This is a genomic window from Streptomyces sp. NPDC051561 (genome assembly GCF_044454195.1).
Lineage (GTDB): Bacteria > Actinomycetota > Actinomycetes > Streptomycetales > Streptomycetaceae > Streptomyces.
The window spans coordinates 62455-89344 of the sequence record NZ_JBITDM010000023.1 but is presented as its reverse complement, the minus strand read 5'-3'; the positions used below and the strand labels follow the sequence as shown (position 1 = coordinate 89344).

At 70.6% G+C, this 26890-nt stretch carries 26 protein-coding genes and 1 pseudogene; 17 read left to right on the top strand and 10 right to left on the bottom strand.

The genetic code is table 11. The features are described 5' to 3' along the window. Positions 1-76: 76 nt before the first annotated feature. From ACIA73_RS34450 to mqnC, 6 genes and pseudogenes are all read right to left on the bottom strand, one after another. Positions 77-2272: a hypothetical protein gene (locus ACIA73_RS34450; RefSeq protein WP_399442909.1), complete on the bottom strand. Its 2196-nt coding sequence runs from the start codon at positions 2270-2272 to the stop codon at positions 77-79. Between the two features lie 90 nt (positions 2273-2362). Continuing rightward, positions 2363-2431: pseudogene (locus ACIA73_RS34445) on the bottom strand (zinc-ribbon domain-containing protein); the annotation flags it as partial. Between the two features lie 137 nt (positions 2432-2568). Further along, positions 2569-3546 (bottom strand): glutaminase, encoded by a 978-nt coding sequence (locus tag ACIA73_RS34440; RefSeq protein ID WP_399442863.1) that lies wholly within the window; start codon positions 3544-3546, stop codon positions 2569-2571. Continuing rightward, on the bottom strand, positions 3546-4238 hold the full coding sequence (locus ACIA73_RS34435; RefSeq protein WP_399442862.1) for a demethylmenaquinone methyltransferase: 693 nt from the start codon (positions 4236-4238) through the stop codon (positions 3546-3548). The genes ACIA73_RS34440 and ACIA73_RS34435 overlap by 1 nt, the downstream gene beginning before the upstream one ends. Positions 4239-4336: 98 nt before the next feature. Further along, complete coding sequence (locus ACIA73_RS34430; protein ID WP_399442902.1) at positions 4337-4876, bottom strand: hypothetical protein; 540 nt, start codon at positions 4874-4876, stop codon at positions 4337-4339. Positions 4877-4883: 7 nt separating this feature from the next. Beyond that, on the bottom strand, positions 4884-6080 hold the full coding sequence (gene mqnC / locus ACIA73_RS34425; protein WP_399442861.1) for a cyclic dehypoxanthinyl futalosine synthase: 1197 nt from the start codon (positions 6078-6080) through the stop codon (positions 4884-4886). A gap of 194 nt (positions 6081-6274) precedes the next feature. Between mqnC and ACIA73_RS34420 the strand changes: the two genes are divergently transcribed. Beyond that, entirely contained in the window at positions 6275-7741 is a 1467-nt protein-coding gene (locus tag ACIA73_RS34420) for a hypothetical protein (protein WP_399442859.1), read from the top strand. 91 nt (positions 7742-7832) lie between these two features. Here ACIA73_RS34420 and ACIA73_RS34415 read toward each other — a convergent pair whose 3' ends face one another. Beyond that, on the bottom strand, positions 7833-9638 hold the full coding sequence (locus ACIA73_RS34415; RefSeq protein WP_399442858.1) for a protein kinase: 1806 nt from the start codon (positions 9636-9638) through the stop codon (positions 7833-7835). Positions 9639-9967: 329 nt separating this feature from the next. On the opposite strand from ACIA73_RS34415, the gene ACIA73_RS34410 reads away from it, so the two are divergent. Beyond that, positions 9968-11017 carry an alpha/beta hydrolase gene (locus ACIA73_RS34410; RefSeq protein WP_399442857.1) on the top strand — a complete coding sequence of 350 codons (1050 nt, stop codon included), beginning with the start codon at positions 9968-9970 and terminating at the stop codon, positions 11015-11017. A gap of 48 nt (positions 11018-11065) precedes the next feature. Here ACIA73_RS34410 and ACIA73_RS34405 read toward each other — a convergent pair whose 3' ends face one another. Continuing rightward, the gene (locus ACIA73_RS34405) at positions 11066-11941 is read right to left on the bottom strand and encodes a menaquinone biosynthetic enzyme MqnA/MqnD family protein (protein ID WP_399442856.1); all 876 of its coding nucleotides are present in this window, start codon (positions 11939-11941) and stop codon (positions 11066-11068) included. Between the two features lie 296 nt (positions 11942-12237). On the opposite strand from ACIA73_RS34405, the gene ACIA73_RS34400 reads away from it, so the two are divergent. Further along, positions 12238-12441, top strand: a complete 204-nt coding sequence (locus ACIA73_RS34400; protein WP_008738468.1) for a cold-shock protein — start codon at positions 12238-12240, stop codon at positions 12439-12441. 107 nt (positions 12442-12548) lie between these two features. On the opposite strand, the gene ACIA73_RS34395 is transcribed toward ACIA73_RS34400, so the two are convergent. Then, positions 12549-14513 carry an AMP-dependent synthetase/ligase gene (locus tag ACIA73_RS34395; protein WP_399442855.1) on the bottom strand — a complete coding sequence of 655 codons (1965 nt, stop codon included), beginning with the start codon at positions 14511-14513 and terminating at the stop codon, positions 12549-12551. 91 nt (positions 14514-14604) lie between these two features. On the opposite strand from ACIA73_RS34395, the gene ACIA73_RS34390 reads away from it, so the two are divergent. From ACIA73_RS34390 to ACIA73_RS34370, 5 genes are all read left to right on the top strand, one after another. Next, entirely contained in the window at positions 14605-15651 is a 1047-nt protein-coding gene (locus ACIA73_RS34390) for an AraC family transcriptional regulator (RefSeq protein ID WP_399442853.1), read from the top strand. A gap of 104 nt (positions 15652-15755) precedes the next feature. Next, positions 15756-16931: a lipase family protein gene (locus ACIA73_RS34385; RefSeq protein WP_399442852.1), complete on the top strand. Its 1176-nt coding sequence runs from the start codon at positions 15756-15758 to the stop codon at positions 16929-16931. A gap of 181 nt (positions 16932-17112) precedes the next feature. Next, complete coding sequence (locus ACIA73_RS34380; RefSeq protein WP_399442851.1) at positions 17113-18576, top strand: ATP-binding protein; 1464 nt, start codon at positions 17113-17115, stop codon at positions 18574-18576. Between the two features lie 376 nt (positions 18577-18952). Then, positions 18953-19876: a helix-turn-helix domain-containing protein gene (locus ACIA73_RS34375; protein ID WP_399442850.1), complete on the top strand. Its 924-nt coding sequence runs from the start codon at positions 18953-18955 to the stop codon at positions 19874-19876. A 91-nt stretch (positions 19877-19967) separates the two neighbouring features. Then, the gene (locus ACIA73_RS34370) at positions 19968-20615 is read left to right on the top strand and encodes a maleylpyruvate isomerase N-terminal domain-containing protein (RefSeq protein ID WP_399442849.1); all 648 of its coding nucleotides are present in this window, start codon (positions 19968-19970) and stop codon (positions 20613-20615) included. A gap of 10 nt (positions 20616-20625) precedes the next feature. Here the strand turns inward: ACIA73_RS34370 and ACIA73_RS34365 are convergent, their stop codons facing one another. Next, on the bottom strand, positions 20626-21051 hold the full coding sequence (locus tag ACIA73_RS34365) for an ATP-binding protein (protein WP_399442848.1): 426 nt from the start codon (positions 21049-21051) through the stop codon (positions 20626-20628). A gap of 123 nt (positions 21052-21174) precedes the next feature. Here ACIA73_RS34365 and ACIA73_RS34360 point away from each other — a divergent pair, with 123 nt between their 5' ends. From ACIA73_RS34360 to ACIA73_RS34320, 9 genes are all read left to right on the top strand, one after another. After that, positions 21175-22035: a helix-turn-helix domain-containing protein gene (locus tag ACIA73_RS34360; protein ID WP_399442847.1), complete on the top strand. Its 861-nt coding sequence runs from the start codon at positions 21175-21177 to the stop codon at positions 22033-22035. Beyond that, entirely contained in the window at positions 22032-22301 is a 270-nt protein-coding gene (locus ACIA73_RS34355; RefSeq protein WP_399442846.1) for a DUF397 domain-containing protein, read from the top strand. The genes ACIA73_RS34360 and ACIA73_RS34355 overlap by 4 nt, the downstream gene beginning before the upstream one ends. Beyond that, positions 22298-23083 carry a hypothetical protein gene (locus tag ACIA73_RS34350; protein ID WP_399442845.1) on the top strand — a complete coding sequence of 262 codons (786 nt, stop codon included), beginning with the start codon at positions 22298-22300 and terminating at the stop codon, positions 23081-23083. Before ACIA73_RS34355 ends, ACIA73_RS34350 begins: the two co-directional genes overlap by 4 nt. Further along, the gene (locus tag ACIA73_RS34345; RefSeq protein ID WP_399442844.1) at positions 23076-23453 is read left to right on the top strand and encodes a hypothetical protein; all 378 of its coding nucleotides are present in this window, start codon (positions 23076-23078) and stop codon (positions 23451-23453) included. Before ACIA73_RS34350 ends, ACIA73_RS34345 begins: the two co-directional genes overlap by 8 nt. Before the next feature lie 23 nt (positions 23454-23476). Further along, on the top strand, positions 23477-24793 hold the full coding sequence (locus tag ACIA73_RS34340; RefSeq protein ID WP_399442843.1) for a DUF5959 family protein: 1317 nt from the start codon (positions 23477-23479) through the stop codon (positions 24791-24793). Positions 24794-24795: 2 nt separating this feature from the next. Next, positions 24796-25284, top strand: coding sequence for a DUF6924 domain-containing protein (locus tag ACIA73_RS34335; RefSeq protein ID WP_399442842.1), 489 nt, complete (start codon positions 24796-24798; stop codon positions 25282-25284). 163 nt (positions 25285-25447) lie between these two features. After that, positions 25448-25843 (top strand): hypothetical protein, encoded by a 396-nt coding sequence (locus ACIA73_RS34330; protein WP_399442840.1) that lies wholly within the window; start codon positions 25448-25450, stop codon positions 25841-25843. Then, positions 25840-26355, top strand: a complete 516-nt coding sequence (locus tag ACIA73_RS34325) for a hypothetical protein (protein WP_399442838.1) — start codon at positions 25840-25842, stop codon at positions 26353-26355. The genes ACIA73_RS34330 and ACIA73_RS34325 overlap by 4 nt, the downstream gene beginning before the upstream one ends. A 29-nt stretch (positions 26356-26384) precedes the next feature. Further along, positions 26385-26849 (top strand): hypothetical protein, encoded by a 465-nt coding sequence (locus ACIA73_RS34320; RefSeq protein WP_399442837.1) that lies wholly within the window; start codon positions 26385-26387, stop codon positions 26847-26849. The last annotated feature ends 41 nt before the right edge of the window (positions 26850-26890 follow it).

Below are 26890 nucleotides of genomic sequence, written 5' to 3'. Positions count from 1 at the left end.
GTGCGGTGGCCCGCTCCCTGCCCCTTGCCGTGGCCGGCGGTCGAGTGTGCCGGGTGCTGCGCCGGCCGACCGGTGGCTAGCTCCTGAGCTGCCAGGCAGTCGTCGCGTTGTCGAAGATCCTCCGGCTGTACGACCACGCGTCCTGATAGGACGTCACGAAGATCGAGTAGTCGGTGCCGTCGGGCGCGAAGTGCCCCTGGTCGATGGCGTGCACGATGCGGTTGGTCTCCGCCTCGACGTAGCTGTACTCCCAGAGGGCGCCGGGGCGGCCCTGGAAGGTGTTCCGCTCAAGGCGGATGCGCTGATAGCCCGGCCGCTTGGCCCTGGTGTTCTGCTCCAGGGTGAGGAAGTTGTCGTACGAGGACGCGTACGGGGGGCTCGGTACGACGCCGACGAGCAGGTGGTCCATGCCGGTGCTGCCCGCGTAGGTGATCTGCCCCTGTTGCTCCTTCTCCCGGCTCCACAGTTCGGGGATCACGAAGCTGAATCCCCTGGGGTCGTCGGCCCTCTTGAATCCGGCGGGCGGTGCGGCGCCCGCCGGGGGCGGAGTCGGGCTCGGAGTCGGGCTCGGAGTCGGGCTCGGAGTCGGGCTCGGAGTCGGGCTCGGGCTCGTCGCATCGGTTTCCGCCCGGGCGCCGGAGGCCGCTGCGGCCGGCGGCTTGCCGTCCGTACCGCCGTCCCTGAGCAGGAGGACACCGGCGGTGACGCCACCGCCGACAAGGAACGCGGCGGCGATCACCCCGCCCCAGAGGACGGCCGGATTCCGGCGGGTGGGGGTGCCGCCGTGGGGCGGGAGGCCATGACCGGGAGCCTGGGCGGGACTCTGGGCGGGACCCTGAGCGGGCCACCCCGGCTGGGCCGGGATGCCCCCCTGGCCGCCGGCTCCCGCCGGGAAGCCGGTTGAGCCGCCGCCCCTACCGGCAGCAGCCACCACCAGCGCCCCCGCCACCCATGCCAGCCCGAACAGCAGCGCGTACGGGATGCTCGGGCCCACCTCGGCCGTGCCGCGCAGCGTGCCGAGTTCACCGAAGGAGCCCGAGGCCGCGAAGGAGACCCCCACGATGGCCTGAAGGATCAGGAAGAGCCCCAGGAAGAGGCCGGCCGCCAGGAATTGTCCGCCGCGCTGCCCCGGCATCCGGCGCCTCAGCTGCATCGTGAGCAGCAGTGCGCACACCAACCCCAGTGCGAGTGCGCCGACCACGGCCCCGGCACCCGATCCCTCGCCGAGTTCGGGCAGGCCGACGCTGCCGCGCTCGGCACCTTCGCTGAAGAGGCTGAAGCGGCCCTGGATGTCGTAGTCGACCGGGACGCCCCAGCTGATGCCGAGCGTCAGCAGCCCGATGTTGGGCAGCAGGAGCAGGGTGGCCAGCAGGTCACCGCCGTCGGCCGACCGGGCGTTGACGAGCAGGACCACGAATCCGACCACCGCACTCAGCGCCACGGCTGCGGCCATGGCCCGTACCGCCGTGCCCAGGGCCCGTACCGCCAGCGCCGTCCCCGGCCGCCGCCCCGCCCACTGGGCAAGGTCGTCGCGCAGCAGCACGCCGCTGGTGACGGCCAGTGCGAGCACGCCCGCGCCCAGCGCGCCGAGCACCACCGAGACCGAGAACTCGACCTCCTGGAGCGCGGGTTGCGCGAACAGGCCGAGCAGCAGCACCCCGGCGACGACCAGCAGGGTGACCCGTACGGCTGCCTCAAGTCCTGCGGTACGGGAGGGGAGCTGACCGGCTCCACCGCCGTACGGCATGGGCTGTCGCGACGCGGCGAGGGTGCGCCGCAGCAGCCAGGCGCCGAGCAGCAGGGCGGCGATCCACAGGACGGTGACGGTGAGCGGGACGAAGGAGAGCGCCATGCCGTCGGCGTCGCCGACCGACCCCGGGGAGCCGGTGCCGAAGCGGTCGCCGAAGCTGCCGCTGTCGGTACCGGAGGACGAGCCCGAGTCGAACTCGCTTGCCTGTGCGTGCAGTTCGAGTCCGGCGCCGAAGCCCTGGAACAGCAGAGCCAGCGCGACCCGCCACCGGTCGCCGAAGCCGACGATCTCCTTGGTGGGGCCGAGGTCGCCGCCGCCCCCGTCCTGCCCGTACGTCGGGACGGCCAGCGCGAACGACGCCACCAGCAGCAGCCCGAGCGGCCAGGCGGCCGCCCTGAGCCCTCCTGCCCAGCCGCCGCGCAGCACTCGGGAAACGAACTGGCCTGCGGCGGAAGGCTGTTGGGCAGGCGGCGGGGTTACGGGGGCGGTGGGGCCCCAGCCGGGAGGAGCGGGCGGAGCCATGGACGGTGGCGGCGGCGTGCGGCCGGGCAGCGGTGCGTGACCGGGGAGCGGTGGTGTGGACGCTGCCGGGGCCGCGTCCTCCCGTTCCCTCCCGCAGCTCATACAGAAGCGGGCCCGGTCGGGGATGGCGGTCCCGCAGTGGGGACAGTGCAGCGCCATGGGGAGACTCCGGTCAGCAGCGGGGAACGCGGTCGGTTCTGGGGTACGTGAAAGCGTTCTGGGGTACGTGAAGGAACTGACCCATCCTGCCCGGAAGTTGGTTCCGTAAGAAGGCCTATTTCCCCCGTAGGGAATCGTCAGAAGACCGAGAGCCCCGTCAGGGTCGTGAAGCGGTCCAGGGCCGCTGTGCCCGCCACCGAATTTCCCTGCGGGTCGAGACCCGGGCTCCACACGCAGAGCGTGCACACCCCCGGCACGACCGCGACGATGCCGCCGCCGACGCCGCTCTTGCCGGGGAGGCCGACCCGGTAGGCGAACTCGCCCGCCGCGTCGTACGTGCCGCAGGTCAGCATCACCGCGTTGATCTGCTTGGCGAGCCGGCGCGGGAGGAGGCGGGTGCCGTCGGCGCGCAGACCGTGGTTGGCGAGGAAGCGGGTGGCCAGGGCCAGGTCGCCGCAGTTCATCTCGATCGAGCACTGCCAGAAGTAGTGGTCGAGGAGGGCGGGGATGGGGTTGGCGATGTTGCCGTAGGAGGCCATGAAGTAGGCGAGGGCGGCGTTGCGGTCGCCGTTGTCGGACTCGGAGGTGGCTACCTCGGGGTCGAAGGAGACGTCCGGGTTGCCGCTCTCCTGCCGTACGAAGTCCAGGAGTTCGCTGCTCGCGTCGCCGGTGAGGGTCTGGAGGCGGTCGGTGACGACCAGCGCGCCGGCGTTGATGAAGGGGTTGCGGGGGATGCCGTTCTCGTACTCCAGCTGGACCAGGGAGTTGAACGGGTTGCCGGACGGTTCGCGGCCGACCTTCTCCCAGAGGTCGTCGCCGCCCTGGGCGAGGGCGAGGGCCAGCGCGAAGACCTTGGTGATGGACTGGGTGGAGAAGGGCTGCTGCCAGTCCCCCACCCCGTACACCTTGCCGTCGAGATCGGCGATGGCCATCCCGAAGCTGCTGGGGTCGACGCAGGCGAGTGCGGGGATGTACGCGGCGATCTGGCCGGTGCCGATCTGCGGACGTACGTCCGCCTCGATCTGCGTCAGGATGCCCTGGAAGTCGAAGTCGACGGGCTGATCGTGCTCGGACTCCCGCCCGGACCCGGACTCCACGGCTCCCTGCCCGCTCATCAGACCCGCACACCTCGGTGCATGGCCACCACGCCGCCGGTCAGGTTGCGCCAGGCGACCTTCGACCAGCCCGCCCGCTGGAGCTTCTCGGCGAGTCCGGCCTGGTCGGGCCAGGCGCGGATGGACTCGGCGAGGTAGACGTACGCGTCGGGGTTGGAGGAGACGGCCCGCGCGACCGGCGGCAGCGCCCGCATCAGGTACTCGTTGTAGAGGGTCCTGAACGGCGCCCAGGTCGGATCGGAGAACTCGCAGATCACCACCCGCCCGCCCTTCTTCGTCACCCGGAGCATCTCCTTCAGCGCGGCGTCGGTGTCGGCGACGTTGCGCAGCCCGAAGGAGATGGTGACGGCGTCGAAGGACTCGTCCCGGAAGGGAAGCTTCGTGGCGTCACCTGCGGTGAAGGGCAGGTACGCGTGCTTCCGCTTCCCCTCGCGCAGCATCCCGATCGAGAAGTCGCACGGCACGACGTACGCCCCGGTGGCGGCGAAGGGGAGGGAGGAGGTAGCGGTACCGGCGGCGAGGTCCAGAACCCGCTTCCCGGGCCCCGGATCGACGGCCCGGGTCACTTCCTTGCGCCAGGCACGGTCCTGGCCGAGGGAGAGCACCGTGTTGGTGAGGTCGTAGTTCGCCGCCACGCCGTCGAACATCGAGGCGACTTCCTGCGGCTGCTTGTCCAAGGATGCACGAGTCACTCGGCCATTGTGCCGGGTTACGGGGGTGACGGCGGCGGCGGGGGCGCTCCCCTCCCCCTCCCGGTGGCCCGCCTGGGTGGCGGGGCCGCCTGGAAGGGTTACGCCCGGTACACCAGTCGGCCCCCCACCACCGTCGCCAGGCACTTCCCCTCCGGCTCGGTGAAGATCGCGAAGTCGGCTGCGGCGGAGCGGGTGAGGGGGGACGGGCGTGGGGTGTGGAGTACCCGTACCGGTGAGCGGTCGACCGCGAGGCGTACCGCGGGGTGGGTGAAGGGGCCCGCGACCGCCGTGGTCCCGTGGGCCAGGAGGCGCTGGATTCCGCGGCGGGCACTGGCGCCCCACCTGGTGTCGGTCATGTCGAGGTCGCGCAGGGCGGAGCCGGACAGCGGTGCGGTGCCCAGGGTGTCCGCCTCGCGCGGGTCTGGCCAGTAGTGCTGCTGGAGGAGGGCGACCGCGTCCGGCTCGTACCGCCCGGGGGTGAGACAGCCGTCCCACTCTCTGGTACGGGCGCCGGTCCCGAGGTGCGGGGCCAGTTCCTCGTACCGGCCGATGGCACGGATGCGGTCGCCGTCCACGACGACCGCGTCACCGGAGACATCCGTCTCCCGGATCCCCAGGACCCGGTGAACCGTCAGCACCACGGCCTCAGTTGGAGGCGAGGAGCTTCAGCTCGGGGTGAGCCGTGCCGCCCTCGATCGCCGTGGAGGAGAGGTGCGAGACGACATGGTCGTCGACCGGGTCGTTGGCCGGGTCGGTGTGGACGACCAGGTGTTCGTAGGTGGTGGCGCGCTGGGCGGGGACGCGGCCGGCCTTGCGGATGAGGTCGATGATCTCCATCCGGTTGGAGCGGTGCTTGGCTCCGGCGGAGGAGACGACGTTCTCTTCGAGCATGATCGAACCGAGGTCGTCGGCGCCGTAGTGCAGGGACAGCTGGCCGACCTCCTTGCCGGTGGTCAGCCACGAGCCCTGGATGTGGGCGACGTTGTCGAGGAAGATCCGCGCGATCGCGATGAGGCGCAGGTACTCGAAGAGGGTGGCCTGGGTACGGCCCTTGAGAGCGTTGTTCTGCGGCTGGTACGTGTACGGGATGAAGGCCCGGAAGCCACCCGTCCGGTCCTGTACGTCGCGGATCATGCTCAGGTGCTCGATCCGCTCGGCGTTGGTCTCGCCGGTGCCCATCAGCATGGTGGAGGTGGACTCGACGCCCAGGTTGTGCGCCTCCTCCATGATCTCCAGCCAGCGCTCGCCGGACTCCTTGAGCGGCGCGATGGCCTTGCGCGGGCGGGCCGGGAGCAGCTCGGCGCCCGCGCCCGCGAAGGAGTCGAGACCGGCGGCGTGGATCCGCTGGATCGCTTCCTTCGTCGACACCTTGGAGATCCGCGCCATGTGCTCGATCTCGGAGGCGCCGAGCGAGTGGATCACCAGCTGCGGGTACGCCTTCTTGATCGCGGCGAAGTGCTCCTCGTAGTACTCGACGCCGTAGTCCGGGTGGTGACCGCCCTGGAACATGATCTGGGTGCCGCCCAGCTCGACCGTCTCCGCACAGCGGCGCAGGATGTCGTCGAGGTCGCGCGTCCATACGTCGTCGCTCTTCGGCGCCGCGAAGAAGGCGCAGAACTTGCACGCGGTGACGCACGAGTTCGTGTAGTTGATGTTGCGCTCGATGATGTACGTCGCGATGTGCTCGGTGCCGGCGTAGCGACGGCGGCGTACGGCGTCGGCGGCCTGGCCCAGCGCGTGCAGCGGGGCGTCGCGGTACAGGTCGAGGGCTTCCTCGGGGGTGACGCGGCCACCCTCGGCGGCACGGTCAAGGACTGACTGAAGGTCGGCCTTCTCGGTCACCGGGGGTTCCTTCCCAAGGGGGGATACAGACGCACGTCAAGACCGATCCAGCCTACGCCAGGCCCTCCCCGGACCGGTCGCGCAGCCCCCACCGCCCCGGGCCGACCCTGTGCCCGCCCGCCCCGCGCACCCGCCGCCCCCGTACCCTGCGCCAGGATCCCGCCCCGCCCCCCGCCCCCAGGAGGCCGCACGTCGTGCCGCTCCACGCCCGCCGCGCCGTCACCCTGCTCGCCGCCTCCCTGCTGGGCCTGCTCGGCCTCCTCGCCCCGCCCGCCACGGCGGCCGCCGGGAAGCCCGACCCCACCGCGGAACGCCAGGCCGCTTACCTGGCGCAGGAGTTGAGGGCGAGCAACATCTACCTCTCGGACCAGCTCCCCCGCGACCTCCCCCGCTCCGACGCGCCCCGCCTCGCCAGGGCCGCCGCCCGCACCGGCGTCCCGACGTACGTCATCGCGCTGCCCAAGCTCGACAGCCCGCAGGAGGACCAGCTCCTGGACGCCGTGCACAGGAGGCTCGGGCGGGACGGTCTGTATGTGCTGCTCACCGCGAACTGGGTCGCCGAGGCCCGTGCGTACGGTGTCCGCACGACCTCGGCGGACGCCGACGCCGCCGCGCGTGCCGCCCGCTACACCCAGCCGATGAACGACCCCGCCCTCCAGAGCTTCGAGCGGTTCGTGGACCTCCTGGGGTCGGGCGAGGCGCAGGCCGGGGCGCGGGCCGCCGACGAGAAGTACCGGTCGGGCGATGTGGAGCCGGAGCCGGTCCACACCACGGTCGAGCAGCGCGAGAAGCTCGCAGGCCGGCTGTCGATCCTGCTCGGCGCGGTCCCGGCCGTGGTCCTGGTGCTCTTCGTGTACGTACGGACGACACGGCACCGCCCCCCGCCGCCGCAGGCCGGACCCGCCGCCCCCACGCCCTCCTTCACCCGCCGCAGCTGGCTCCTCGGCGCACTCGCCGCCGTGCTGACCGCCGCGGTGATGGTGGCGGGCGCCGTGGTGTTCCTCGACGACGAGACCCGGGACGACACCGCCACCCCGCCGACCGCCCGCGAGACCGCCGCCCGCACGGACCGGGTGATCGCCGGGCTGAAGCGCGCGCCGGTGTACGCGGACCCGGAGACCGCCCCGCTCTCGGCGGCCGAGCAGGCCGCGATGGTCGAGCGGGTCGAGGGGATCGCGGCCAGGCACCGGACGCCGGTGTTCGTCGTCGCGCTGCCGGTGGACGACTCCGACGAGTCCAAGGGCGACCCCGCCCTGATCCTGCGCACCCTGCACCGCAAGACCGGCCGCGACGGGATCTATGTGGTGTCCGGCACGGGATGGGAGCGCGGGGTGGTCGTGGCCGGGTACCAGGCCCCGGTCAGGACCTTCGACGCCGAGTCGACCGGCCGCCGGCTCGACATCGCGTTGCCCGTCACCGACGGCCTGAACAGGGTGCTCGACGACCTGGACAAGGCCGTGGCCGCCGAACCCGAGGACCCGTGGCCGCTGCCCGAGTGGGCCGGCAGCCCGCTGGACGACGACCTGCTGCCGCCGCTGTTCGCCCCCGGCACCAACATCGGCGGGGCGTTCGTCGGCGTCATGCTCGGCGGAGCGTTCTGTGTGGGGGCGATCCCGCTCGGGAAGTTCCTGCGCAGGAAATTCCGTGGGACCGCTTCATGAGGGCCGAGACTCCCTGAGGAGTCCCGCTAGTTGAGGGCTACCGCTTCGTGAGGAGCTACCGCTTCGTGAGGGGCTACCGCTTCTTGAGGGGCTACCGCTTCTTGAGGGCGCCGTACGGCTTGCCCTGCTGCGCGGACGGGGAGGTGTACTGGAGCGTGCCGTCCTGGTTGCGCGAGAGCAGCAGTTCGCTGGAGTCGCCGGAGCAGAGCAGCGGGGTGGAGGGGCGGTCCGGGTCGGTGCGGTCGGCCACCCGGATCGTCCCGGTGGTGGCGGAGAGCAGCTTGCCGATGCCGTAGCACTTGGCGCCGTACGCGTCGTAGGTGGTTCTGACCACGTCCTCGCCCTTGCCGCCCTTGGTGATCGTCACACTGATGCTGCCGTGCGGCAGGTTGCTGGTGGCCTCGGTGAGGTTGCCGGACCAGGTGCCGAGGAAGGCGTCCGGTACGGCGTCGAGGGACGAGGGCGGTGAGGAGGCGTCGCCCGGAGGGTCTTCGGGGGTCGCCGGGGCGCTCGCGGACGGGGGTTGGCTGTGCGCGCCGGTGCCCTTCCGGCCGTTCGAGTCCGTGCCCGTCCAGAGGTCCGTCAGGAAGCTCGCGCCGATCAGCCCGACGGCGAGCGCACCCGCGACCGCCAGTACCAGGGTGCAACTGCGGCGCCTGCCCTGCCCGTTGGTCCCGGGCCGGGCCGTCTCGGTGGCGAGGGACACGGATATGCCGGGCTTCCCGGGGGGAGACGTGGGATGCGCGGGCGCGCCGGTCCCGGCGGAGGAGTCCGTTACGCCCCGGGCGCCGGTCCCGGACGTACCCGGCCCCGATGCGCCCACGGGCGTCCCGTACCCCGCCGGAGCCGGACCGAATTCCCCCATCGGCACGGCACCGACAGCCCCGCCATTCCGCTCCACCCCATGGGTGAACGGCACCGGCCCCGACGCCGCGACGCCCCCAGCCCCGGAGGCCCCAGGAACCCCGGAATCCCCGGCCTCCCCAGCCGCCCCTGTCCCTCCCGCCTCAAGATCCAGCAGCCGTACCGCTCCCCGCCCCGCCTCCGCCACCATCTCCCCCGGCAGCCATCCCGCCGCCACCGCGGCCGCAGCCCCGCCCGGAACCAGCCGTTCCGCGATCTCCGCCGGACTCGGCCGGTCCGCCGCCGCCTTCGCGAGGCACTCGGCGACCAACTCCCTCAAGTCCCCCTCCAGGCCGACCAGTTCCGGTTCCTCGTGCACCACCTTGTAGAGGAGCGAGGCGGCGGAGTCACCGGGGAAGGGGGCCGCACCGGTGGCCGCGTACGACAGGACCGCACCCAGCGAGAAGACGTCCGCGGCCGAGCTGACCCCCTTGCCCAGAATCTGCTCGGGCGACATGTAGCCGGGCGAGCCGATCGAGACACCGGTGGAGGTGAGCGAGGCCGTGCCGTCGGTGGCGCGGGCGATGCCGAAGTCGATCAGCCGGGGTCCGTCCAGCGTCAGCAGCACATTGGACGGCTTCACGTCCCGGTGCACGAGGCCCAGTGCGTGCACCGCCGTCAGCGCCTCCGCGAGGCCCGCGCCCAGCACCCGTACCGAGAAATCGGGCAGCGGACCGTGCGCGGCAACCGCCTGCGTCAATGAGGGGCCCGCCACGTACCCCGTCGCCACCCACGGCACCGGAGCGTCCGGATCGGCGTCCAGAACCGGCGCCGTCCAGGCCCCGCCGACCAGCCGCGCGGCCTCCACCTCACGGCGGAAACGGGCCCGGAACTCCTCGTCCAGGGCGAAGTGCGGATGCACGATCTTGACCGCGACGGTCCGGCCCCCGGCACTGCGCCCGAGGTACACCCGGCCCATGCCGCCCGACCCCAGCCGCCCGAGCAGCCGGTAGTCACCGATATTCTGCGGTTCGCCCGCTTCCAGCGGCTGCATGGTGATGCGCTCCCCCGAGGAACCGGCACCGAAGTACCGGCACCGAACGACGACTTGCACGACTTACCGAGACACGACTTACAGAGACACGAGTTACCGAGACACGCGTGACCGACTGGCCGGCTCACGGGTTACCGGCACACGCGCCACCGAAAGGCTTACCGAAAGGCCAGGACCGGACACCACCTACGGCTCCCCGTCCACAGTAGGCCCGAGGTGTGCGGGATCACCCGGACAAGTCGAACACCGGGCCAACCGATCCCCGCAAGCCCGCATCTCCTTCTACGCAACCGACACGCCACCCACACCTCACCCGCCCGGAGCCACCGATGAAGCGCCCGACGAAGCGCCCGACGAAGCGCCTGTTCAGCCGCCTGATAGCGGCCACCCTGGTCGGCTCGGCGCTGACCCTCTCGCTCTCCGGCTGCTCGGACGAAGGCTCCCAGATCGACTTCAACTCGGGCTTCGACGGCGAGGGTTCGCCGCAGAGCGGCGTCAACCGTGCCTCGGTGGCCAACGACGGAGTCAGCCGGCTGCCGATGGGGCCGCGCGCGGACTTCCGCATCACCGGCACCCTGGAGGACGGCACCAAGGTCGCCGAGACGACGCTCACCGGAGCGAAGTCCGGCGTTACCGGCAAGGTGTGGGTATGGGCGCCGAAGGAATACTTCGACCCCAAGTACGAACGGAGCGGCTTTCCGGTGCTGATCGCCCTTCCCGGGGCGTACGGATTCAATAGCAATTACTGGGCGAAGCCGACCATTCCATTCCTGGACACCGTTGCCCGGATGGCCGACGAGGGCACCAGCCTGCCCTTCGTCGTCGTCATGCCGATCCTGAATCCGGCGAAGCGGTACTACGACGGAAGCGATATCCCGGGGCAGCCGAAGATGGGCACCTGGGTGACGGACGACGTTCCCGATTTCGTCAGGGCGAATTTCCGTACGTTCAATTCACGGGACGGCTGGGCGTTCATGGGTTCGTCGTCGGGCGGTTTCGTCGCACTGAAATCCGTGCTCAAGCGCCCGGACCGTTTCAAGGCGGTCATTTCCTCGGGGCCGGACATCGTGCCGGACTCCCCGTTGTGGAAGAACCACCCCAAGGAGAAGCTCGCCAACAATCCGCGCAAGCTGGCCGGCGATCTGATCAAGCGGCCGGGTGGCCCGGACATCTATCTCGCCTTCCAGGTCGGCTCGACGGAAACGCTGATCCCCCGGGTCAACCGTTTCATCAAGGACTTCGGCAAGGGCCCGGTCAAGACCCACCTGGAGGTCGTCCCGGACGGCGTCCACAGCCCGGGGACATACGTCAGGGGAATGGAGGCGGGCAGCCTCGGCTGGATCAGCCAGCACCTCAAGGCGCCCGTCCCCTCCGAGTGACCCGCCCCCGGCTGCCCCCGGACCACTCCCCCGCACCCGCGCCTCGGACTACTCCTTGCCGAGCAGGGTGACCTCTACGTCCTCGGGGTAGCCGGTGGTCGCGCCGGTCCTGCGCGCGAACTCCCTTACGCCCTCGATCTGGTCGGGGCCGAAGCGGAAGTCCAGCGTCGTGAAGTACTTCGCCAGCAGCTCCGCGTCGAAGTCCTCCCACTGCGCGGCGGCCTCGGCGACCCGGTCCACCTCCGCCAGTGAGAGGTCGCGGGAGGCCAGGAACGCCTCGTGCACGGTCTTCACGTGGTGCGGCTCGCGGGCCGCGTAGTCCTTCCTGGCCGCCCAGACCGCGAAGACGAACGGCAGCCCCGTCCACTCCTTCCACATCTGCCCCAGGTCGTGGACCTGGAGGCCCAGGCGCGGGGCGTCGTGCAGTGCGGCCCGCAGGGCGGCGTCCCCGATGAGTACGGCGGCGTCGGCCTCCCCCATCATCAGCGGGAGGTCCGGCGGGCAGGTGTAGTAGTCGGGCTCGACGCCGTACTGCTCGCTGAGCAGCAGCTGCGCCAGGCGTACCGAGGTGCGCGAGGTGGAGCCGAGGGCGACCCGCGCCTTGTCCAGTTCCTCCAGCGGCACCTTGGAGACGATCACGCAGGACATCACCGGGCCGTCGCAGCCGACCGCGAGATCGGGGAAGGCGACCAGGTCGTCGGCGTTGCGCAGGAACTCGACCAGGGTGACGGGACCGATGTCGAGGTCGCCGCGTACGAGCTGTTCACTGAGCCGCTCGGGGGTGTCCTTCGTCAGCTCCAGGTTCAGCAGGGTTCCGGTGCGTGCGAGCCCCCAGTAGAGGGGCATGCAGTTGAGGAACTGGATGTGGCCGACGCGGGGCCGGATGCGGTTGGGCGTCAGCTCGCCAGCGGTTGAATTGTCCACATGCGCGAGGCTAGACCCGAGTGAGACGGAGGGCCCCTCCGGGGGTCCCGAGGGGGCCCACTCGGCCCTGTGGGAACCCCTTCTGACGTCAGCCGACACGCCCGTGTCAAACATCCGAGTGACGTGATCTTTCCCTCTACCGCTTGCCCGAGAGTGCATGCTAGGCTCGCCCGCAAGTTGCAGTTTGGTTTCCCTTGCAGTACAGAGCCTGCGGAGCATGTAACCCGCAGGCTTTTGTTTTCAGACTTCCTTGTAGGTTCTGGAGCAGGGCAACCCTTTGGCCCATGGGAGGGCTTATGGCTACCGGAACCGTCAAGTGGTTCAACGCTGAAAAGGGCTTCGGCTTCATCGCCCAGGACGGCGGCGGCCCGGATGTCTTCGTCCACTACTCCGCGATCAACGCATCTGGTTTCCGCTCGCTTGAGGAGAACCAGCTTGTGAACTTCGACGTCACGCAGGGCCCGAAGGGCCCGCAGGCGGAGAACGTCACCCCGGCCTGATCCGGGAACGACCGATCGCGGTCGTTTACCAGCAGTACCCAAGGAGCCCTGCTTCCGTTTCCGGAAGCAGGGCTCCTGCCTTTTGTGCATTGCTCCCTTTTATGCGCTTACGCGTACAGCTCCTCGATGTCGTCGGCGTACCGCTCCAGAAGCGCCCGCCGCCGGACCTTCAGGGTCGGGGTGAGTTCTCCGCCCGCGATGGTGAAGTCCCCGTCCAGAATCGCGAAGGCGCGGATGCGGGCCGGGCGTGAGGCGCGGGCGTTGGCCGCCTCGACGGCCTGGTGGACCAGTTCCCGGACGCCGGGGTGCCGACCGGGGTGTTCGCCCAGTGCGTGGCCCTCCCTGGCGGCCCACCCGGCGATCTCCTCCGCGTCCAGGGTGATCAGGGCGACCGGGTGTGGACGGCGGTCGCCGACCATCACCGCGTGCGAGATGTACCGGGACTGCTGGATGGCCTGCTCGACGAGGGCCGGGGTGAGGTTCTTCCCCGAGGAGGTGATGATCAGGTCCTTCTTGCGGCCGGTGATGCTGAGGTAGCCGTCCTCGGCGAGTTCCCCCAGGTCGCCGGTGTGCAGCCACCCCTCGGCGTCCAGAGCGTCCCGGGTGGCTTCGCGGGCCCCGTCCCCGTCCCCGTAGTACCCGCCGAAGACCATCGGGCCGCGTGCCAGCACCTCCCCTCCCTCGCCGATCCGGATCTCGCAGCCGGGGTAGGCGCGGCCGACCGTGCCGTACCGCACCGCACCGGGCCTGTTCAGCGAGATCACCCCGCCGGACTCGGTCAGCCCGTACCCCTCGTACACGGGTATCGAGCAGGCCCGCAGAAAGTCCAGGGTCTGTGGAGCGAGGGGGGCGGCCCCCGTCAGCGCCCACCGGAGCTCCCCGCCGAAGGCCCCCCGCACCGGCCCGTACAGCGCCTGGTCCGCAGCCTCGTACGCCTCCCGCAACTCCTCCGGAAGCCTCCCCTCCGCCGCCAGCACCCCGATCCTGACCGCCTCCGCGAACCTCTCCGCCCCGCCCTCCTGCGCCTCCGCCAGCCCCTGCACCACCGCATGCACCTTCTCGAACAACCGTGGCACGGACGGCAGATGGGTCGGCCTGACCTCCGCCAACTCCCCGATCACGTCCTCGATCCGCCCCCCGAAGTAGCACAACTCCCCGCCGAACATCAGGGTGTTGAACTGGATCAGCTGAGCGAGGAGATGCGCGAGCGGCAGATAGAGGTACGTCCGGTCCCCCGGCCCGCCCTCGATCATCTCGGCTCCGCCGTCGAGCACGGCGGAGAAGTTGCCGTGAGTGATCCGGCACCCCTTGGGCGGCCCGGTCGTCCCGGACGTGTAGACGAGGGACGCGAGGTCCCCGCCCCCTACGGACGCGGCCCGCCCGAGGAAGTCCTCGACGGTCACGGAGCCCGGGGGCAGCGCCCCGAGCTCATCCAGCAGCACCGTGCGCGGGATGCCGGACGCCCGGGTGGCCGGGCCCCCTTCCCCGTAGCCCGCTCGTGCTTCCCCGTGGCCCGCTCGTGCTCCCACGTAGCCCGCTCGTGCTTCCTGGCCCGCTCCTGGTGCGGCGGGGCCGCCCCCCGGACGCGCCGGCGCCCCACCCCCGGCCGCCTCGCCCCGTACCTCCGCGGACCCCACCCCTGCGGACCCCACCGCCACGGCCCCCTCGCCCCGCACCCGCTCCACTCTCTTCGCCTGCTCCACGCTCTCGCAGAGGACCAGACCGGCCCCCGAGTCCCCCAGCACCCAGGCCAGTTCCTCGTCCCCCGCCGTCGGGTAGACGGGGACCACCACCCCACCCACCGCCAGCACCGCGAAGTGCGCGTACGTCCACGCGACGGATGTCTCCCCGAGGAGGGCGACCCGGTCGCCGGACGCGACCCCGGCCGCCATCAGCCCCCGCCCGATCTCCCTTACACGGTCCCGCAGTTGGTTGTACGAGACCGGCTCGGCCCCCTTCCCCCGCAACGCCGGCAGCCCGCTGTGCCGCCGCCCCGCCCACTCGGTGAACATTCCCAGACCCACCGGTCGCGGCAGATCCAGCTCCGGCACAGACCTCGTCGTCTCCGTCATGACCCGACGGTAAGGAGCCACCCCACCACCCGCGATGACCGGAAACGTCACCCCCACTACCCCCATCGCTCAAATCCACTACCGTCCGACCATGGGCAAGCGGACCATCACCGTGCACCACGTACGTGCCGTGCTCCGCGGCGCCGAGCGTTCCGGGGCCGACACCGTCCCCCTGCTCCAGGCCGCCCAGATACCCCCGCTCCTCCTCGGCGACGATCGCGCACGTGTCACCTCCGTCCAGTTCGCCCGGCTCTTCCGGGCGTTGTACCGGGCGACGGAGGACGAGTTCCTGGGGCTCTCGGCCACCCCCAGCCGCCCCGGCACCTTCGCGATGATGTGTTACGCCGCCCTGGCCTGCCCGGACCTCGGGCGGGCGATCCATCGCGGCACCGCCTTCTACGGCCTCTTCGACGGCGGTCCCGAGCTGGCCCTCACCCGCACCCCCACCGAGGCCGTCTTCACGGTCCACAACCAGCTCGACGCCAACGAGGACCACTTCCTCACCGAGTGCATGGTGATCATCTGGCACCGGCTGTGCAGCTGGCTCACCGGGAGCCGCATACCCCTGCGCTGGGCCGAGTTCAGGTATGCGCCGCCGCCGCACGAGGCGGAGTACGCGTTCCTCTTCGGCTGCCCGGTCCGCTTCGGCGCCCCGCGCACCGCCGCCGGTTTCGACGCGCACTGGCTCGACGCCCCCGTCGTACAGGACGAGTCGACCCTCCACCCCCTCCTGCACCGCGCCCCCTTCGACCTCCTCACCCGCCGCGAGTACGGCACGACCGTCGCCGAGCAGGTGCGCCGCAACCTCGCCCGGTCCCTGCGCGCGAGCCCCCGCCTGCCCACCCTCACCGAGACCGCCACCCGCCTCTCGGTCAGCCCGGCCACCCTGCGCCGCCGCCTCGACCGGGAGAGCACCTCGTTCCAGCAGCTCAAGGACACCGTCCGCCGGGACGCCGCCATCGCGGGCCTCGCCGAGGGCGGCGAGCCGATCGCCGAACTCGCGACGCGGCTGGGCTTCTCCGAGGACACCTCCTTCCACCGGGCGTTCCGCCGCTGGACGGGGACGACCCCGGGGGCGTACCGCATGGACCACCAGTCACCGCCGCCTCCCGGGAGCGAACCGCCGACGCTCCTGTGAGACTCCGCGTCAGTCAAGCTGAGCTTTCCGGTCAGCCCCTTACCTACTAGCCGGTCACTACGTTCTCCCCACGACGCACCCCCCACCGCTCGCAGGGAGAGCCGATGTCCGTACGTCACAGAGTCCTCGCCGCAGCAGCAGCACTCACCCTCACCGCCGCACTGCCGACCGCCGCTACCGCCGTCGCCTCCGAAGAGGCCCCGGCCGCCGCCGCTTCCGCCCCCGGCGACCTCCTCTCCGCCGCCCCCACCTCCTTCCACCCCCTCCCCCTCCAGCCGACCAACACCGACGCCTGGCACATCGAGTACCGCTCGAAGACGGCGAAGGGCGCCCCGAACACGGTCTCCGGCACGGTCGTCGTCCCGAAGGACGGCCGGAAGGGCCCGCGCCCGCTCGTCACGTACGCCGTGGGCACGGTCGGCATGGGTGACCAGTGCGCCCCGAGCGCCGGTTTTCCGTACGGTACGACGGTCGAGGCGACCCTCATCAACCAAGCGGTGCAACGGGGCTGGGCGGTGGCCGTCACCGACTACGAGGGCCTCGGCACCCCCGGCGACCACACCTACACGGTCGGCCGCGCCGAGGGCCAGGCCGTGCTGGACGCGGCCCGCGCGGCGCTGCGGCTGCCCGCCGACAGGACCGGTCTGACCAAGGAGTCCCCGGTCGGCATCATGGGCTATTCGCAGGGCGGCCAGGCCAGCAGCTGGGCCGCCGAGCTGCACGACTCGTACGCCCCCGAGCTGAACGTCAAGGGCACGGCGACCGGTGGTGTTCCGGCCGACCTGATGGAGGTCGCCAAGTTCAACGACGGCAACCTCGGGGCGGGCCTGATCCTGATGGCGGCAGCCGGCCACGACACCGCGTACCCCGAGCTGAAGCTCGACTCCTACCTCAACCAGCAGGGCAAGAACTACGTCAGTTTCATGCGCAAGAACTGCGTGGCGATCAACGCGATCTCCGCACCCTTCAAGCGCATCGCCGACGTGACCACCACCAACCCGCTGGAGGCCCCTGACTGGAAGGCCGCCCTGGGCGCTTCCAAGCTCGGCACCCACGCCCCCGACCACCCGGTGTACCTCTATCACGGCGGTCTCGACGAGCTGATCCCGTACAAGGTCGGCCAGCAGCTCCGCGCCGACTGGTGCGAGGCCGGCGCCAAGGTCCAGTGGCGCAGCCACCCCCTCCTCGAACACATCGGCGGCGTCACGGTCGGCGCCTTCCCTGCCATGGACTGGCTGAACGACCGCTTCGCGGGCAAACCGTCGAGCGGCAACTGCTAGCCGGATTCCGTACGGGCCCGGCCCGCACATCCCCTTCCGGTTGGCCGTGGCGCCCCCGTGGCGCCTCGGCCGACCGGCCCGGAAGTCCCGACAAGCGCTCCACCGAGCTTTGGGTAGACTCAATCTACGTAGATCGCATCTACGTAGATGCGATCTACCAAATGCTACGGACGGAGCCACCATGGCAGTGACCAAGGGTTTCGTGGGCCGCAAGACCGAGCTGTCCCTCCTGGCCAAGCGCCTCGACCGGGTGACCTCCTCGGGCGCCGGAGCGGCCGTGGCAATAAGGGGCCGCCGTCAGGTGGGCAAGTCACGGCTGGTCCAGGAGTTCTGCGACCGCGCGGGCGTCCCGTACCTCTACTTCACGGCGACCAAGGGCGCGTCCCCCGTCGAGGAGACCATCGCCTTCCTGGCGGAACTGCGCGCCTCGAAACTCTCCGCCGACCCTGAACTCGTCCCCGACTCGCCTTCCACGCACGGCAGCTGGCCGGACACCCTCCGCATACTCGCCACACTCCTCCCCACCGACCGCCCTTCCCTCGTCGTCATCGACGAGCTGCCGTGGCTCGCCGAGCAGGACTCCCTCTTCGACGGGGCGCTCCAGACGGCCTGGGACCGCCTCCTCTCTCCCCGCCCGGTCCTGTTGCTCCTCCTCGGCAGTGACCTGCACATGATGGAGCGGCTGACGGCGTACGACCGGCCCTTCCACGGCCGCGCCGACAACCTCACCCTCAGCCCCCTCAACCCCGCCGAAACCGGCACCGCACTCGGCCTGGCCCCCGCCGACGCCATCGACGCGCACCTGGTCTCCGGCGGGCTCCCCGGCATCCTGCGCGCCTGGCCGCACGCCACCCCGGCCCTGGACTTCCTCCGCGAGGAGTGCGCGGACCCGGCCTCCCCGGTGTTCGGCGTCCCGGAGGCCGCCCTCCTCGCCCAGTTCCCGAACCCTGACCAGTCCCGCCGCGTGCTCGAAGCGATCGGCAGCGGCGAACGCACCCACGCGGCGATCGCCTCCTCCGCCGGCGGCCGCGAAGGCGCACTCGCCTCCGGTTCCCTGTCCCCCCTGCTGCGCCGCCTCGCCATCGAAAAGCGCATCGTGGCCGCCGACGAGCCCCTCTCCACCACCCCCGGCAAGCCCACCCTTTACCGCATCGCCGACAGCAACCTTCGCCTCTACCTGTCGGCACTGCGCTCCGCCCACGAGCTGGTCCGCAGGGGACGCCCCGAAGCCGCGTACCGCCTGATCGAACGCCGCTGGTCCACCTGGCGCGGCAAGGCCGTCGAGCCCCTGATCCGAGACGCCCTTGAACTGGCCGCTGCCGCAGGAGAGTTGACACCCTTCCCCGACACGGAAGCCGTCGGCTCCTGGTGGAACCGCCGCTTCGACCCCGAACTCGACCTGATCGGCACGGACCGCGCCCCCCTCGCCCGCCACATCCACTTCGTCGGCTCGATCAAGTGGCTGAACACCCCCTTCGACACCCACGACCTCACCGAACTGACCCGCTCCGCCCCCCAGGTCCCGGGCTTCGCCCCGACGACGGCCCTGGTGGCGGTCTCCCGCTCGGGCTTCCACCACCAGGCTGCCGGCGCACCGGACCTGAAGCTCACATGGGGACCGGAGGACGTGGTGGCGGCGTACTGAACGAGGCACAGGGCGGGAAACCCCAGGTCGGCACCGGATCGTGGGTTTCCCGGTTCCGGTGACCCACGACGCAAAACCCTTAACCACTCAGCGAAATCGACCCCCCTGCCCGACCGCCGTTTTCACCTGCGGGGGGTGCACGCGGGGTGAGTCACTCGTATGGGTGGTTGCGCCAATTCAGGTGCAATGCAAGGGAATTGGGACGCTAGGGTCTGGCACAGACCCACCGGCCGTGATGCTGGTAGGACCCCACAGCAACCACGCACATAGCGGCCTCAGACCGGGATAGCCGTCCCGGCCGAGACCTCCCCACGCAGGAAGAAGAACCTTCCCCATGGATGTGAAGCACCTTAACGCGCCCATTGGCGTGCGCCACGTGAAGTACCGGCATACCAACCGCTATTGCGTCGTCGGCAACCACCTCTCCCAGCACCCCGAGATGTCGCTGACCGCGATCGGCCTGGGCGTTCACATCCAGTCGCTGCCGGACGGCGTACGCATCGGCATCAAGGAACTCGCGCAGAAGTTCCGCGAGGGCGAGATTCGAATCGGCGCCGCGCTGCGGGAGTTGGTGAAGTTCGGGTATCTGGAGCGGCAGCGTGTCCAGGTCGCGTACGGCAGGTACGCCACCGTGACGACATTCTTCGAGCACCCTGCCGCGAAGGTACGGGCGGCCTTCGAATCGCTCACCGGGAGCAGCGGGAGCAGTCCGCGCAGTACGCCTGCCGAGCCGGAGCCCAGGCCCGAGCCGGAGCCCGTCCCCGAGCCGCAGCCCAGGCCACTCCCCGAGCCCGCCCCCGACCCCACCACGGAGATCACCCTCTCCCCCACCCCCCTCCGACTGCCGCCCCCCGCACCCCAGTTGGAGGTCACCCCGGAGCGCCACCGCCTCGCCTGCACACTCCTCGCCGGCCTCCGCGTCCACGACCCGCGCCTTCACCTCCCCCACCGCGATGTCGAGCGCCTCGCCCCGGCCGTCTGCGCCTGGCTGGAGCGCGGTATTTCGCCGCAGGAGGTGCAGGACGTACTGCTGAAGGGCCTGCGCGGGTCTCCCGTGCGCCATCCGGCCGGGCTGGTGGAGTGGCGGCTGGCCGAACTCCTGCCGTTCGAGTCGCTGGAAAGGCCGCGTTTCCTCTACCCGGCGCGCATGCCCGTGGAGCGGCAGCACCCGTTCCAGACCTGCGAGGAATGCGGACTCGCCGTCCGCGCGCCACAGCCGGGCGTACTGTGCCGCAGCTGCCAGGAGGGATCCGACGCGGACCTCGCGGCTTTCGTACTCCGGGGCGGCTTCGCGTCCTGAACGGCTCACCACACCTGTCCACCAGGCGGAACACTCGTCCACCACGTGGAACAATCCGCCGCCGTGATCATCCGCCTGCGACCATCCCCGCATGACCGATGCGACAGCAATACGCAAGACCTACCTCGACGCCGCCGAGCAGGCCGTCCACCTGCTGGCCACGGAGCAGGTGGCCAAGCGCTGGGAGACCGGGTCCGTGCTCCCCGGGATGACGGTGGGCGCTCTGGCCGGGCACCTCGCGAACAGCGTGCTCCAGGTGGAGTGGTTCCTCGACGGTGAGATCGTCGGGGCGGAGCCGGTCTCCCCGGTCCGCTACTACGCGCGGCTCGCGGGTACGGCCGTACCGGACTCGGCGCTGAATGTCGGCGTCCGCGCCCGCAGCGCGGAAACCGCCGTCGCCGGTCCGGCCGTCGTGGCCGGTCAGGCCCGCCAGGCATGGGACCGGCTGGCGCAGCGGCTGCTCGTGGAGCCCGTCGACCGTCGGGTGTCCATCCTGCACCGGCCGGGCGAGGAGATGCTGCTCGACGGCTATCTGCACACCCGTTGCGTCGAGCTGGGCGTCCACCTGGAAGACCTCGCACTCAGCGTCGATGCGTCGAACCCGGTGCCGGAGGCCGCGCTCGCCGTCGCGGTGGACGTACTGGTTGCCGCCGCGCGCGACCGGCACGGCGACCAGGCCGTACTGCATGCACTGGCCAGGCGCGAGCGGGACGGCGCCGACGCGCTGCGAGTCCTGTAGTACCCACCGATTACGGGGCGGAGGCGGGCCACGGCAGCTCCGCCCACACCGTCTTGCCGGGGTTGCGCTCCGTTACGCCCCAGCGCGGGGCCAGCTCCCCCACCAGCAGCAGCCCGAGGCCGCCCTCCTCGTCCGGCGCGGCCGGCCGTTCCACCGGCCGTCGCTCGCCCCGCGCGTCCGTCACATCGATTCTCAGTACGTCGCTGAGCGCGAGCCGCAGCCCGAAGTCCCTTCCGGGCAGGTGCCCGTGGAGTACGGCGTTGGCGGCCAGCTCCGCCACCACACTCACCACGGCGTCCGAGAACTCGCACCCGTACGGCACCCCCCACTCCCCCAACGTCTGCTGCGCCAGCAACCGCGCGAGTCGCGCTCCGCGCCGGGTGGAGGTGATGCGCTGCTCGAACTCGGCCTTGAGGGTGGCGATTTCACTGTTCATGTGACAGAGCGTGGTCGGTCTGTCCTACCCTGACCAGGAGAAAGCCGACGACTGTGGGTAGTTGTACGGGTACGCGGCACACGGCGTACGGCTTGTCGGCCGTGACGGACGGGACGGCACTGGATGACGGAGCAGGAAACGACCCCCGAGACCCCTCCCGAGGAAGACGGAACAGCCCACCTCTTCAGCGCGCTGGGCAAACAGATCAAGGCGTTGCGCGAGCATCGAGGGCTTACGCAACGGGAGTTGGCGGACGCGTCGCACTTCGGGGTCGACCTGATCTCGGCGATCGAGCGGGGGGTGCGGACGCCCCAACCGGACCTGCTGGTGGCAGTGGACCCCGTGCTGGGCGCGCACGGTGCGCTGAGCGCGGCGATCCCGGACGTGGAGAAGGCCCTCACGCGGACCCGGACCAGACATCCGCAGTGGTACCGGGACTATGCGGGGTTGGAGGCCCAGGCCCTCGAACTCCATCATTACGGCAACCAGGTCATCCACGGTCTCCTTCAGACCGAGGCGTACGCCCGCGCGATCTTCACCCAGCGTCAGCCGCTGCTCAGTGTGGACATGGTCGAGAAGCGCGTGGCGGACCGCCTATCGCGGCAGAGCGTCTTCGAAGCATGGCCACCGCCGCAGTACAGCTTCATCTTCGAGGAGGCCGTTCTACGGCGGCCGATCGGCGGGCGGGCGGTGCACCAGGAGCAGTTGCGGCGACTGCTCACCGTGGGGGCACTGCGCAACGTACGTATCCAGGTAATGGAGACCAGTTGCGAGGAACACCCCAACATGGATGGCGCGTTCACTCTTCTGACCGCCAAGAATGAGCAACGCGTCGGCTACACAGAAGTACAAGGCTTCCCGCGCCTCATCACCGACGCTCGTGAGGTCAGGGAGATCCAGGCCCGCTATGGGATCATGCAGACGATGGCTCTCAGGCCGCCCGCCTCGATGGCCTTGATCGAGAAGATTCTGGGAGAGCAATGAACGCCGAAGCACTCAGCTGGTTCAAGTCGAGCTACAGCGGTGGCGAAGGCGGCGAATGCCTCGAAGTCGCCTACGACTGGCGGAAGTCGAGCTACAGCGGCGGCGAAGGCGGCGACTGCCTGGAGGTCTCCCCCCTCCCCTCCGCCATCCACGTCCGCGACAGCAAACTCGCCTCCGCCAGCCCCGAACTCTGCCTCACCCCCACGGCCTGGGCCACCTTCCTCGCCCACGCCGCCACCACCGCCACGGCCACCGTCACGGCATGACGCTCGCTCGACTACTCGCTCACCGACGCCTCGGCGCAAGGGAGTTGGCGGTCCGCACCGGTACCGCCGTGGCCGCCGTACGCGACGTACTCACCGGAACCACCCCAGCATCCCCCGCCCTCCTCCGAAGGCTCGGGCCCGTACTGGGGTGGGAGCCCCTGGACCTGTTCATCCTGGCCGGGCTGCCCGTCCCGGAGGACCTGACTCCGCTGGACGCCGAGGCCGGACGGCCCACCGCCCGCATCGTCATGGACGGGATGCACCTCCCGCCCGCCGTACGGCAGGAACTCCTCCGCCACATGCGCGCCCTCCCCCAGCGGGAACGGCGCTCCCCCTTCACCCCGAAGCACCTGGAACTCGCCCACCCGGAGGAGCCCGGCGGGCAGCTCATCCGCATGTTCCTGTACCGCAACCTGTCCTGGCAGGACCTGGCCCACGTCATGTACGTCGTCACGCCGTCCTACCTCTCGGCCTCCACCTACGGCATGGTCGGCGCCGGGCGTGCGCACCTGACGCCCCGCCTCGTCACCGACTTCGCGACCCTCCTGGGCCACGACCCCACCGAGCTGGCCGCCGTCACGGACGTACCCCTGCCCACTGCGCCCTTCTCCCCGCCGCCACCCGCGACCCCCGCCGCCCACGACGCCGTCGCCCTGCTCCGGGAGGCCCGCCGCCTTTCCGCCCTCCAGGCCGACCAGGTCGCGGGGCTGGCCCGCTCGCTGCGCGCGGAGCCCCGCGACGTCAACCTCGCCGACCTCTCCCACCAGGACCCCGGTGCCTGACATACCCACCGGCAGCACCGCCCCCTGGCTCAGAGGATTCGGCCTCGGCGCCCTCGCAGGCGTCCCCACCTCCCTCCTGGCCACCGTCCTCATCGCCTCCATCTGGCACACCTGCCACATCGGCCCCATAGGCCTCGGCATGATGCTCGGCGCCCCGCTGTTCTGGTTCCTGACCACAGCGCTCTGGGTCCTCACCCTCGGCCCCCTGAGCCGCTTCGGCAGCGGGCGCGCAACAGCCCTGGCCCTCCTCCTGAACGTCCTCCTCCTCTGGCTCCTCGTATCCACGGTCGGCGCCATCAACGACTACCCGTCCCTGGGCTGTCCCCCCGACAACGTCCCGCCCTGGTGGCCTGCGTTCATCCCGATCTGACCGATCCGACAGGAGCGACACCCGTGGAACTGTTCCGCCTGGGTGACGAGGGAAGCAGCGTCGTCCTCCGCATCCGCCAAGCCGAGCCCCTCCGCGCAGGCGGCGGCCACATGCTGGGCGGCACGATCACGATCGATACCCCGTTCGTGCAGGGGAGCACCACCATCGTTCTGTTCCCCGGGGACCTCACCGCCTGGCAGCAGTCCCTGGACTCCCTCGACGCGGGCTACGACATCGCCTGGCACGATCACGCGAGCTCCCCCTGGGTGTACATCGAGCGCGACGCCCCCGAGGAACGGGCCCACATCACCGTGCACGACCCCTCCATGGCCATGACCAAGGTGACCGTGACCGTGCCACTGACCGACGCCTGGTTCGACGACGCGTACGACCGCCTGGAGCGGGTGTTGCGGACCTGGCCGGTGGACGCCGTGGACGCCGTGGACGCCGAAGACCCTGGGGACGAGAGTGAGAGCACGTTGATCGACGCCGTCGAGGCCCTGCTGTATCCGCGCATGACGCTCAGCACGGACACCTCGCCGCCACCGAGAGGTGCGCGACTGATTCCATTCGAAGTCCCGTACACAGAGAGCCTGTTGGAGCTCGCGGCCGAGCTCACCCGCCACCACGGAGACCCCGTCCTCCTCGCCACCCACGGCACCCTGGACCCCACCGCCGACGCGACCGCCCGCCCCCTCCTCGCGCCCTTCGAGGGCAGGCTGGTGGAGATGCGGGCCTGGGAGGAGTTCGGGAACTGGGTCGGGTGCGGGACGGTCCGGGACGAGTGGGGCGGAACAAAACCGGTGGTCCTGGTCCTCAGGCGCCACCTTCCGCCCACAGCAGACGAGTTGATCGGCAACCTGTCCTGGATGGACAAACTCGTCGCCGTCACGGGGTGGGACCCGGACCGCCGTACCGCCATCGACTGGACGGCCGCCGAGGCCCTGCTCGGCACGCCGCTGCCGAGCGACTACAGGGAACTGGTCGAACGCTTCGGCCCCGACGGGCAGTTCGACGACTACCTGAGCGTCTATCCGCCCGGCCGGATCGCGGACCTCTCGGAGGCTCTCGCGGCCCACGAGGACCACCCGCCGGGGAAGCTGCTGTGGTGGGCGGGCAGCGAGCACCGACAGGACCTCTGCTGGCTCGCCGACGGCCCCGACCCCGACCGCTGGCCGGTCCTGCACCGCAGGGACGCCACCGAGAACTGGGAACGGTACGAAGGCACCGCCACGGAGTTCGTGTTCCGGATGCTCACCGAGCCGGCGCACCCCTACTCCATCGCCTGGGCCTTCGACAGGCACTGGTTCACTGCGCTGAGTACGAGAGGCGAGGAGTAGACGTGTTGCCGGAGATTGTCGGGCGCGACGAGTTCGCGGCCTTGGTCGTCAGGACCGATTACAGCGATGAGGCGGGCTGGCGGGAGGTGGTTGTGGCGCTGAACCAACCGTACGGAGAGCGGGGGGAGTTCGAGGGTGACGTACATCTGGTGGATGACCCGGTCTGGGCGGGTGCGTCTGAGGACGCGGTGCTGGCAGTGGTCGCCAGGGACGAGGATCTGAGTGTGGTGTTCCTGGCCGACCGGGTCACGATGCGGTCCGCCGACCGGGCTCTGCTGGCGCTCGATGTCCGGCCCGAGGAGGAGGAAGAGGATCTCGATCCCGTGTACTACCAGGAGCTTGCGGACGCCCCGCCCGCTCCCCGGGAGTTCCGGACGATTCCGGCCGGCGCGCACGACGTACACGCGAATCTGTCGATCGGGAACATGGACTTCGAGGAGTTCGCGCAGGAGGCGGGGACGGACCCCGAGGGGGTGTACCGGTCCCTCTGAGGAGGTGGGGTGACGATCTGGGGGTGGATTTCGCTGGAGTGAGTGGGGGGTGTGTGGTGCGCTCTCCGTGACTCACGGATTCACGCGTGCGTGAGCGGAAGCGGGAGGGGTGGAAGCCGTGGCCGGTGGTACGAAGGGGAAGCGGAGACCTGGGGCTGCGGACATGCGGCGGATCGCTCTGGGATATGTGGAGCAGGTGAGTGCGGGGCAGGGCCGGACACCGTTGGACTTCTCCGTACGGAGTCTGCGAATCGCGGACCTCCTGGTACGGGAGTTGCGGGCTGATGGGGCTGAACAGGCGGATGTGGCACCGCAGTTGTTCGGGCTCGGGGCCTATGTGGGGGAAGTGATCGTGCGGAACGCGGGGGCGGCCTGGGTCGATCTCGACTCGTCGCAGCAGAAGTACTTCCGGCAGTGGGTGGGCGTGCGGATGGCGGACGGGATGACGCGGAGTCCGCTGGGGACGGTGTCGAACCGGTTCGGGGGTGGCTTCGAGGAGTCGCTGGAGATCTATTACCTGACCCTGCCGGGGCGGGTGCGGGCGCGGTCGGCGGCGTGAGCGGGTCGGGGGGTGCGGAGTGGGACGCGGTGGCCCGGCTCCGTCTGCGGCGGACGCTTCAGTTGTGGGCGTTGGTGCTGGCCGGCCCCTGCGTTCTCGTAACGCTGGGGTATCTGGCGTTGGTGGTGATCCAGCCGGGGTCCCCGGCAGAGCCGAGCCGGGAGGAGATCGCCGGGACGTGGGTGAGTCCGGAGGGTGGGCGGCTGGTGTTCGGGAAGGGCGGGGAATTCACCGGGTCGGGGATGACGCTGCCGGTTTCGTGTGGGGGCGGGGCGTTCTCCCGAAGGGCGGACCGCGCGGCGGGGAACGGGAGTTGGGATATCGGGTCGTTCCCGGATGAGGGGCCCGGGGCCAAGGTCGAGTTCGGGTTCCTCGGCGGGAAGACGGTGAAGGAGTGCCCCATGTGGGCCGTACTGCTCGATTCCCCGCCGTCGTCGCCCGAGATCTACCTTCTCCAGGACGACGGCACCGGCGAACGGTATCGGCGCTCGCCCGACTCCCCCGGGCGGTGAAACTCCCACTTACGCTGTGAGTTGATCACATGCGGGAGAGACGGGGTGAGGGTGTGGCGACCTGGGGACTGATCGTCGAGTTCACGGCGGGCATGGGCGAGCGCAAGCGGAGCGAGGCCTTTGTGCTGGCGCAGGTGGAGGGGTCGCGGGAGGAGGCGCTGGCGGAGTTGGAGCGGCGGGCGCGGGGGTTTTCGCCGGAGCATCCTCGGAGTCCGAAGCGGCGACGGCTGTTCCGGGACCGGGACGGTTTCCTGCTGGTCATTGACGGGGCGATGAGTACGTTCAACACGCGTTTCACGGCTGCGGAGTTGATCGAGGACAGTGCGGCGCTGCGGGTTGTGGAGCCCGCGCCGGAACCAGAGCCGGAACCGGAACCGGAACCCCTCGCGGAGCCCCGACCGGAACCGGTGGTCGATCCAGTTCCCGACGTGGCGCGGTACTCCGACGGGGTGCCGGTCACCCCCTCCTGGCTGGGCCGCACCGACCTGCCGTGAGGTCGGCTCTCCCGCAGAGCCGGACGGCTGGAGGCTGGAGG

Coding starts and splice junctions, on each gene's coding strand:
- ACIA73_RS34440 (WP_399442863.1), bottom strand. CDS start 3,546: ATGAGCGGGCAGGGAGCCGTGGAGTCCGGGTCCGGGCGGGAGTCCGAG.
- ACIA73_RS34450 (WP_399442909.1), bottom strand. CDS start 2,272: ATGGCTCCGCCCGCTCCTCCCGGCTGGGGCCCCACCGCCCCCGTAACC.
- ACIA73_RS34355 (WP_399442846.1), top strand. CDS start 22,032: ATGAACGCCGAAGCACTCAGCTGGTTCAAGTCGAGCTACAGCGGTGGC.
- ACIA73_RS34330 (WP_399442840.1), top strand. CDS start 25,448: ATGCGGCGGATCGCTCTGGGATATGTGGAGCAGGTGAGTGCGGGGCAG.
- ACIA73_RS34370 (WP_399442849.1), top strand. CDS start 19,968: ATGACCGATGCGACAGCAATACGCAAGACCTACCTCGACGCCGCCGAG.
- ACIA73_RS34395 (WP_399442855.1), bottom strand. CDS start 14,513: ATGACGGAGACGACGAGGTCTGTGCCGGAGCTGGATCTGCCGCGACCG.
- ACIA73_RS34400 (WP_008738468.1), top strand. CDS start 12,238: ATGGCTACCGGAACCGTCAAGTGGTTCAACGCTGAAAAGGGCTTCGGC.
- ACIA73_RS34360 (WP_399442847.1), top strand. CDS start 21,175: ATGACGGAGCAGGAAACGACCCCCGAGACCCCTCCCGAGGAAGACGGA.
- ACIA73_RS34350 (WP_399442845.1), top strand. CDS start 22,298: ATGACGCTCGCTCGACTACTCGCTCACCGACGCCTCGGCGCAAGGGAG.
- ACIA73_RS34380 (WP_399442851.1), top strand. CDS start 17,113: ATGGCAGTGACCAAGGGTTTCGTGGGCCGCAAGACCGAGCTGTCCCTC.
- ACIA73_RS34410 (WP_399442857.1), top strand. CDS start 9,968: ATGAAGCGCCCGACGAAGCGCCCGACGAAGCGCCTGTTCAGCCGCCTG.
- ACIA73_RS34415 (WP_399442858.1), bottom strand. CDS start 9,638: ATGCAGCCGCTGGAAGCGGGCGAACCGCAGAATATCGGTGACTACCGG.
- ACIA73_RS34320 (WP_399442837.1), top strand. CDS start 26,385: ATGCGGGAGAGACGGGGTGAGGGTGTGGCGACCTGGGGACTGATCGTC.
- ACIA73_RS34390 (WP_399442853.1), top strand. CDS start 14,605: ATGGGCAAGCGGACCATCACCGTGCACCACGTACGTGCCGTGCTCCGC.
- ACIA73_RS34385 (WP_399442852.1), top strand. CDS start 15,756: ATGTCCGTACGTCACAGAGTCCTCGCCGCAGCAGCAGCACTCACCCTC.
- ACIA73_RS34365 (WP_399442848.1), bottom strand. CDS start 21,051: ATGAACAGTGAAATCGCCACCCTCAAGGCCGAGTTCGAGCAGCGCATC.